The organism is Secundilactobacillus folii (assembly GCF_009720675.1).
Classification (GTDB): domain Bacteria; phylum Bacillota; class Bacilli; order Lactobacillales; family Lactobacillaceae; genus Secundilactobacillus; species Secundilactobacillus folii.
Genome location: NZ_WNJO01000018.1, coordinates 24,804 through 34,210 on the forward strand (window position 1 = coordinate 24,804; position 9,407 = coordinate 34,210).

At 44.6% G+C, this 9,407-nt stretch carries 5 protein-coding genes; all 5 read left to right on the top strand.

The window, feature by feature from the left end; translation table 11 throughout:
* Positions 1 to 17: 17 nt before the first annotated feature.
* Positions 18 to 797 (top strand): 4-hydroxy-tetrahydrodipicolinate reductase, encoded by a 780-nt coding sequence (dapB, locus tag GM612_RS11055; protein ID WP_155432416.1) that lies wholly within the window; start codon positions 18 to 20, stop codon positions 795 to 797.
* A 57-nt stretch (positions 798 to 854) separates the two neighbouring features.
* The gene (locus GM612_RS11060; protein ID WP_155432417.1) at positions 855 to 2,039 is read left to right on the top strand and encodes an aminotransferase class I/II-fold pyridoxal phosphate-dependent enzyme; all 1,185 of its coding nucleotides are present in this window, start codon (positions 855 to 857) and stop codon (positions 2,037 to 2,039) included.
* A gap of 88 nt (positions 2,040 to 2,127) precedes the next feature.
* Entirely contained in the window at positions 2,128 to 3,219 is a 1,092-nt protein-coding gene (asd, locus tag GM612_RS11065; protein WP_155432418.1) for an aspartate-semialdehyde dehydrogenase, read from the top strand.
* Between the two features lie 316 nt (positions 3,220 to 3,535).
* Positions 3,536 to 5,302: a DNA helicase RecQ gene (gene recQ, locus GM612_RS11070; protein ID WP_155432420.1), complete on the top strand. Its 1,767-nt coding sequence runs from the start codon at positions 3,536 to 3,538 to the stop codon at positions 5,300 to 5,302.
* Positions 5,303 to 6,017: 715 nt separating this feature from the next.
* The coding region (locus GM612_RS11075) for an MBG domain-containing protein (RefSeq protein WP_155432419.1) at positions 6,018 to 9,407 on the top strand (3,390 nt) is incomplete at its 3' end.

The window sequence follows — 9,407 nt, forward strand, 5'->3', positions numbered from 1 at the left end:
ACGAGGAGTTTATCAAAATGACAAAGGTATTAATTGCTGGATTTACTGGTGCAATGGGTCAAAAGGCCGTTCGGCTGGTGCAAAATAGTGACGGCTATGAGCTCGTTGCTGGCTTCGCGTCGGGCCTCAGTTCATCTGATCCAAAAGATTACGGGTTACCTGCTAACGTGGCGATTTTTGGTAATTTAAATGACATTCAAACTGATGCGGATATCTGGATTGATTTTACGTTACCAAGCGCGGTGTACGCGAACACCAAGTTTGCCATTGAACACGGCATTCATCCCGTGATTGGCACAACGGGGCTGACGGATGAACAGGTCAGTGAATTGCAGGTTTTGGCATCTAAAAAGGGCTTAGGCGGTTTGATTGCCCCCAACTTTGGCATGTCAGCAGTGTTATTGATGAAGTTCGCTCAGGAAGCTGCCAAATACTTCCCGGATGTTGAGATCATTGAAATGCACCATGACAATAAAGCGGATGCCCCTTCTGGAACCGCGTTAAGCACTGCCAAACTGATTGATCAAGTCCGGCCTCAGCACGAGCAGGGTAATCCTGATGAAACGGAGAGTTTGTCCGGAGTGCGTGGCGGAGATTATCACGGTATCCACATCCATGCTGTCCGGTTACCGGGTTACGTTGCCCACGAGCAAGTACTCTTCGGCGGCCCCGGTGAAGCGCTGACGATTCGGCAAGATTCCTTTGACCGCCAATCCTTCATGTCCGGTGTAAAAGTGGCCATGGACCACGTGTTGGATCTGAAAGAATTAGTTGTCGGCCTCGAAAATGTGCTTTAATTGTTTTATAATTTTAGATAATGATTTTTTAATCTTAATGAAAATGGAGTGACTGTTTTGCCCGAATTGGCCAAAGATTTAAAACCACAAGTGAACCAAAAATTAGATTCAGTTGGACCTTCCGGCATTCGTGCGGTGAACCAGAAGTTTGCTATGATCCCTGGCATCATCAATTTGACCTTGGGTGAACCCGACTTCAACGTTCCTGAACACGTTAAGGAAGCTGCAATTAAGAGTATTCAAGCAAACGACTCTCATTACTCCCCCCAAAAGGGCACCCTTTATCTGCGGCAGGGAATTCACCATTATTTAATGGCAAGTCAGGGTTTAAACTATGATCCAGAAACTGAGATCATTGCGACGGTTGGCGCTACTGAGGCCATTGCCGCGTCACTTTTTACCATTTTAAATCCCGGTGATAAGGTCGTAATTCCGACGCCGGCTTTCGCGCTGTATTTTCCGCTCGTCACCATCGCCGGCTGTACAACTGTGCAGGTCAATACCGCACCGGACAACTTTGTGCTGACGCCTGAGCGACTTGAACAGGTGCTGGCTAAAGAGGGCGATTCGGTGAAAGCCGTGTTACTGAACTACCCGTGCAACCCAACCGGTGTTGAATACAGTAAAGAAGAGGTGGAAGGCCTGGCCAAAGTGATCGCTGACCACCACTTATACGTGATTGCCGATGAAATTTACAGTGAACTGACCTATGGCGTTGATCACTATTCGATTGCCAACGTGATCCCGGAGCGAACGATCTTGATCAACGGCCTGTCTAAATCGCACGCAATGACCGGTTATCGAATGGGCTACATCGCGGGTCCGAAAGACTTTGTCGCTAATGCCACTAAGATGCATGCCTTCCTGGTGACTTCACCGTCGAACCCGGCTCAAGCTGCGGCTGCTGAAGCGCTTCATAACGGGTTGAAAGACCCAGTGAAGATGCGTGAAGCCTACCAAAAGCGGCGTGATTTTATGGCGCGATCAATGAGTGATATGGGCTTGGAGATGGCGACCCCATCAGGTGCCTTCTACGCCTTCGTCAAAATTCCTGCCAGTTATGGGCAGGATGATCAAAGGTTTGCGAACGAAATGGCTGAACAAGCCAAGGTCGGCAGCGTACCTGGCAGTGCATTTGGTGCTGGGGGTGAAGGCTATATCCGCTTCTCCTATGCCGCTTCGGATGACGACTTAGCTGAAGCCATGAAACGGATGAAGGCCTTTGTCGCGGTAAAGGCCTAACACTTGACTATTCGTGTTAAATGCCGTTTAATTTGAACTATTAAAAAATGATTTGAAATTCATGTGTAATGAAAACGAGGGATGTTTGATGAGTGAGAAGTTACAGGTCGGAATTATTGGTGCAACAGGGATGGTTGGTCAACGCTTCATTAAAATTTTAGCGGACCACCCGTGGTTTGAAATCAAGCTGGTTGCTGCTAGTTCTCACAGTGCTGGTAAAACATATGCGGAAGCGGTGAATGGTCGCTGGAAGATGGAAGGCGAAGTACCCGATGTCGTCAAAGACATGGTGGTTCAAGACGCTGCTAACGTGGACGATATTGCTTCACAAGTCGATTTTGTTTTCAGTGCCATCAAACTTGATAAGGCGGATACGCGAAAACTCGAAGAAGCCTACGCCAAAGCTGAGACACCGGTGGTTTCAAATAACAGTGCTCACCGCTGGACGCCCGACGTGCCAATGGTGATCCCAGAAGTTAATCCGGATCATACGGCCGTCATCAAGTATCAACGGGAGCGGCTGGGAACTCAGCGCGGTTTTATCGCCGTTAAGCCTAACTGTTCGATTCAAAGTTATACGCCAGCTTTATCTGCTTGGCGTCAATTTGAACCAACTCAAGTCATTGCAACGACTTATCAAGCAATTTCTGGCGCTGGTAAGACCTTTAAGGACTGGCCAGAGATGGTTGGCAATGTGATTCCTTACATTTCAGGTGAAGAGGAAAAATCAGAACGTGAGCCATTAAAGATCTGGGGTCACGTGGATGACGAGAAGAAAGCGATTGTACCGGATGAAAGCACGGTTATCACGTCACAGTGTATCCGGATCCCCGTCTTATACGGCCATACGGCGGCGGCCTTCGTTAATTTCCGTCAAAATCCAACCAAGCAAGATTTGATCGATGCGCTTGAAAACTACAGCGGTGAACCACAGCGGTTAGGCTTACCAAGCGCCCCTAAGCAATTTGTTCGCTACATGACTCAAGATGATCGGCCACAGGTTCGCTTAGATGTGAACTTTGAACACGGAATGGGTGTTTCAATTGGTCGGTTGCGCGAGGATAAGATTTTTGACTGGAAGTTTGTTGGTCTGTCCCATAATACCGCTCGCGGTGCTGCTGGTGGTGCCGTTGAATGTGCTGAACTGTTGAAGGCCCAAGGCTATATAACAGCAAAATAATCATCAAAATACAAAACCGTTCAGTTGCCAATGCAGTTGAGCGGTTTTTGTCTGCCTGAGAATGCTGGTTAGTCGAGCTTGCGTACTTGCGTATTGAAAAAGACAAAGGCGTGCCTGAAATTTAAAAGCGAGGTTAAATCAACTGTTGGATCAGCAAAGTGCCTAACTTCAGGCTTGGACTTCTTTTAGTGTTAGATAATTTCAAATCAATCAATTTTTTGTTTTGGAAAACGCTGAACCAGCCTATCACGTAGTTAACATTGACGCCCAATTTCTGTTAAACTGGAGGAAGCGAATTTTGAAGGGAACGAAAAACATGACGCCACAAACGATATTAAAATCACAATTTGGCTACGATACTTTTCGTAAGGGACAAGAAGATGTCATTAACGCGATCTTGAACCATCAAAACGTCCTGGCCATTATGCCCACGGGTGGCGGAAAATCCTTATGTTATCAGATTCCGGCCCTCATGCTGACGGGTGTGACGCTGGTCGTGTCGCCGCTGATCTCCTTAATGAAGGATCAAGTGGACGCCCTCAATGAAAACGGTATTCCAGCCACCTTTATTAATAGTTCACTCGATTATCAAGCAATTGACCAGCGCTTTCAGGAGGCAGCGTCTGGAACAGTCAAACTACTGTACGTTTCGCCGGAACGATTGGATTCTGGATATTTGAACCGGTTGGCTGAACTGCCGATTGACTTGGTAGCCATCGATGAAGCCCACTGTATTTCTCAGTGGGGCCACGACTTTCGCCCCAGTTATTTAAATCTAGCTAATACCATCGAACAGTTGCCTAGTCAGCCAACGATCGTTGCGTTGACGGCTACGGCCACGCCTAAAGTTGCCCGTGATATTTGTGACCGGCTCAGATTATCTAAAGAAGTCAAAACCGGCTTTTCGCGCCCGAACCTGGCGTTTAAAATCGTTAAACATCAAGATAACGATAAATTTTTAATCGAATACTTGCGGCAAAACGCCGGTCAATCAGGAATCGTTTACGCTAGTACTCGGAAAGAAGTTGAACGCCTGACGAAGCTGTTGAATCGCAGGCATATCGAGGCAACAATGTATCATGGCGGGCTTTCCAAAGAGGAACGGCGGGAAAACCAAGAGGATTTTCTGTACGATCGAGTTCCAATTATGGTGGCGACCAACGCTTTTGGTATGGGTATCGACAAAAGTAATGTGCGCTTTGTGATTCACGCTCAAGTCCCCGGTAGCCTGGAAGCCTACTACCAAGAAGCCGGCCGGGCTGGACGCGACGGCTTACCCAGTGAGGCAATTTTGCTGTTTCGGTTATCCGATGTGCAAATCCAGCACTTTTTGATTGATCAGTCCGACCGCGACGAGGCCGGGAAACAGCGAGAATATGATAAACTGCAGGCGATGTCACAGTATGCCAATACGCAGGAATGTCTTCAGCAATATATCTTGAATTACTTTGGTGAAGATGGTGAGAAGTGTGGCCGGTGTTCGAACTGTTTGGATGATCGTGAGAAACAAGATATCACCATTGATGCCCAGAAGGTCTTGTCCTGTGTGAAGCGGATGAACGAGCGTTTTGGCAAAGTTTTGGTTGCCCAGGTGCTAACGGGATCCAGTGTTGCCCGTGTCAAACAGTTGCGCTTTGATGAATTATCAACTTACGGCATCATGAAACAGGAGTCGCAGAAGTCAGTGGCTGAGCTGATTGACTTTTTAACTGCCTCCGGCTATTTGATCTCGGAGGGCGGCCAGTACCCGATTCTTCGGGTCAGTGATTTAGGTGTTGCCGTGTTACAGGGTAAGGAGCAGGTCAGTCGAAAGGTTGCTGTTAAGGCCACTCATGCTCTGCCTGAAAACGATGCCTTATTTGAACGATTACGGTCGTTGCGCCGTGAATTTGCTAAGCAGCAGGGCGTGCCACCGTTTGTTATTTTTTCTGATCGGACTCTGCATGATATGTGTGCGGTCATGCCACAAAATGATGAGGAAATGCTAACTGTGAGTGGTGTTGGGGAAAGCAAATTACAGAAGTACGGCAGTGCTTTTTTAGCAGAACTGCAGTCAGCAAGTGCGGATACCTCAGCAGATTAGCAGTTTAATCTAGTAGGTTTAAACAAGTATTGATCAGTGCGGATAGCTGGACAATGCTTTTTTGTCGGCCGATTATTTTTGCTGATTATTGAGTAAAAAGGGCCTGAAACTTTTCTGGCATATATATAAAATGAAAATGAAATTGAACAAATTAGCGTTCCATTAGAATTTATTTGAGTAAGTCAATTAAAAGTCTCCCAATTTTTTATAAAATCCAACTTAAAATTAAAAATTTTGGGAAAATGGCGGTTTAATTAGTGAATAAGACGAGTGTGATATTTTGAATTTAAGTTTTGACAAGTTCGTCTAATCACGGATATATCGGGATTCTTAAAGGATGAATATATGTCGAAAATTATCCATAACATTAGTAATTTATATATGACAGTCTAAATAGAGTGTATCATTATGATGTTTTGAATTTCTGGCTTTAATCAGAAATGGGTGTATTATAAGACTAGTAACACAAGTTTTCATAGCACTTTACTAATTTCAAATAATGATTATTTATTATTTTGAAGATTTGATTTGGACTCTATCACTTAATGGGTGTGATTAGGAAACTACAAATGGCATGTTCGTGACATTGAATTTTAGTTATTTCTAATCTAATGTTGGATCTTGATCAGATTTACCAATTTATCAGACCGTTTCAAATTTAGGAGTAATTTTACGGTTATTTATATAATTACGTTCGTTATGAGGGGGAGTTAAAATGAACGTGCATTTTGGTTTTAAACAACATTTCGATAGAAAAAGACTCGAGGCTTTCGGAGATAAAAAAGAACATTATAAAATGTTTAAGGCAGGGAAGCACTGGCTCTATGCGGGTATTTTTCTGCTGTCAATGTCTGCTGGGTTAATTAGTTCAGAGACGATTGGTCACGCTGATACGTCGGCTGAGGATCAAACGTCTGATACGACCGCCTCGTCGTCCGAGAGTAGTCACGTTGCAGTCTTAAGAAGTAGTACTAGTGGTAATTCAGACGCTACATCAGATACAGCTACTTCTAGCAGTAGTGCCGCTGATACGTCTGCTACGACGGCTACTAGTTCAACAGCTACCAGCAGTGCAAGTAGTAGTAGTGCTACACTCGCAGCTTCAACGGCTGAGAGCAAGTCTAATAGCGCAGCTTCTACCACTGGAACTTCAAAAGCATCGGGGGCATCTTCATCCTCTGCGACGAGTTCTAAAACCACAAGTCAGGCCTCTTCTGCTAGTGAAGCAAACGTTAACAGTATTGAATCAACAGCACCACTATCTAGTGCTGGCCTTTCGAGTACAGAAAATTCTGTCAGTTCTGGTGCTTCGAGTGATGGCCTAAAGTCAACCGCAACTGGTTCTAGTGGTGAAGTTGCATCGGTCGCAGCTACTGCAGCCACTTCTCAAAAGAGTGCATTAAAGTTTATGACGATGTCACAAGCTAGCCTTAATTTAGCTGACACTAATTTAACTTTAAATCAAATTAAAACGGCCACGACCGGGTTGACACATGATGAGTTAGTTAACTTTTTGGAGACCTATAATGCGGAGTCAAAAGCCAAGGGCGGCACTATTTATGTGCTAGACGATAATGACCAGCTGATCCAGGTGACAAATAAGGCGGCTACTTATACGGTTACGTATACGTATAAGGACGGGAATGGTAACACACTGGCGCCTTCGAAAACACTTTCAGGCGCAATAAGTGATACGACGCTGCTTCAGCAACCGGTGTATGTTGCCGGGTATCAAATTGATATGGATAAAACGCAAATTGCCTTTGTGGCTGATGCTTCAGCGAGTTTGCAGTATTATTTTAGTAATTTGGGTGGCCTTACCACCGCAACCAATATGGAACAATTTTTAAATGCCATGTTTGATAGTTTTAGGGGCAATAATGTCAACGAAACGGGTACATTTAATTATGTCTATAAAAAATCGAGTGCCAGTATTACGCCTAATAATCAGACTATAACTGTTGGTGATCCTGTGCCGGCCCTTTCGACATTTGTGTCCAAAGTTGTTGATGATAGTGGTAATACTCTGGATAAAAGTCTTGTTTCCTCACCGGATTACGCAAGTATAGATGGTAAGACTCCTGGCACCTATAAAATTAATCTTGAATATTTTAACTCTGCTACGGCTGAATACATTATTGGTCAGGCAACTTTAACTGTTAAAGCCCAATTGGCAACCGCATCTATAAATGATTCGACGATTACTTATGGTGATGATAGTAACGGTACGTATACGTTTAACGTTACGGAAAATGGACCAACAGTCAGCGGCTTAAACGCAGCAGACTTTACGATTACTGATCAATCTGGGGCTGCACCAGTGCTTTCTGGTTCAGGACATTTGAACGCTGGAACCTATACTGTCAAGCTATCAGCCAGTGGCTTGGCCAAGTTTGCTGCTGTCGGTGGCTATGATATGACAAAGTTGGGAGCCATTACAGGAAAACTGACTGTTAATCCTAAACCAGTTGCTTTAACTCTTCAAACAATTCACCGGACATATACGGGTAGTTTAATAACTGATTTTACCGGGACAATTCCTTCAGGCGTTTTCCTAGCTGGGGATAAGATCAATTATACGATTACTGCTGGTAGCCAAACTAAAAAAGCGATTAACGCCGGCACCTATATGCTTTCCTTTAATAATGGAACTAACAGTAACTATGTTATTAGTCCGGTTTCAGGCTGGTTAGTTATCGACAAAGCAGATGCTACAGTAACCATTAAAGATGCCTCGAAAGTCTTTGGTTCTTCGGATCCTTCGTTTACTGTTACTGTCTCAGGAGTTAAGGGTAATGATACTTTGAAGTACACTATTTCGCGGGAATCTGGTGAAAGTGTTGGTACTTATTCAATCACGGGGACTGATGCAGCGACAGATAATCTCAATTATGATGTGACCTTTGGAAAGGGTATTTTTACTATTACTCCCCAGGCGACGGATCCTAATCAGGCAACTGACCAGGTTACGGTCAGCAAGGTTAATTTAGTTTATGGGCAAGCAGTACCGACACTTACCTTGCAGGCTGGATCAGATAAAATTAGTTTAGCAGGCGTCACATACAGTAATAGCGATTTTGTCTTTACTGATGCGAATGGTAATGTGGTTGCGTCACCGACAAATGCGGGCACGTATACGGCGACGCTGAGTACGGCCAAACAGCAAGAAATTATCAAAGCGAACCCCAATTATTCGTTGACTGCTGCTAACTTCATTGCTGGTACGGTTACGATTACTAAAGCTCCCGTAACAGTTCAAGTGAATAATCAGACAAAGGTCTATGGAGAAGCGGATCCCATTTTAACTGCTACAGAGATTGGCAAGGTAGGCCAGGATTCGTTAATATATAAGCTGATTCGCCTGGCTGGCGAAAACGTGGGTACGTACACAATTACTGGGACCTCGCTAAGCACAGACAATCCGAATTATGATCTTACATTTGTTCCAGGAACGTTGACTATAACGCCACTTCAAACCACTCCAGGTGATGAAACAACAGAAGTTAGTGTCAACAATCAAACAATTACATTCGGTGATGCCACACCAACGTTCACTGTTGCTTACGGCGATGAGGTAGTCAACCATGTTGAGTTGACGAATGCGGACTTTACATTTGATGGCAGTGCTACGATTCCAACGAATGTGGGTACTTACCAAGTTGCATTGAACGCTGATGCCATTGCTGCAATTGAAAAGGCTAACCCGAACTACACGTTCAGTGCCAGTGACTTCATTGGTGGGACATACACCATTAATCCATTAGGTACTACGCCAGATGATAAAACAACTGAAGTTACTGTTAACGATCAAACGATCACCTATGGTGATGACACACCAACGTTTACCGTTACTTACGGTGACAAGGTGGTCAACCATGTTGCCTTAACGAATGCGGACTTTACATTTGATGGCAGTGCTACGATTCCAACGAATGTGGGCACTTACCAAGTTGCATTGAATGCTGATGCCATTTCTCGGATCGAAAAAGCTAACCCGAACTACACGTTCAGTGCTAGTGACTTCATTGGTGGGACTTATACCATTAATCCATTAGCCACTGATCCGAAGGATGCAGAGACCAAAGTTACAGTTAACGATCAAGCG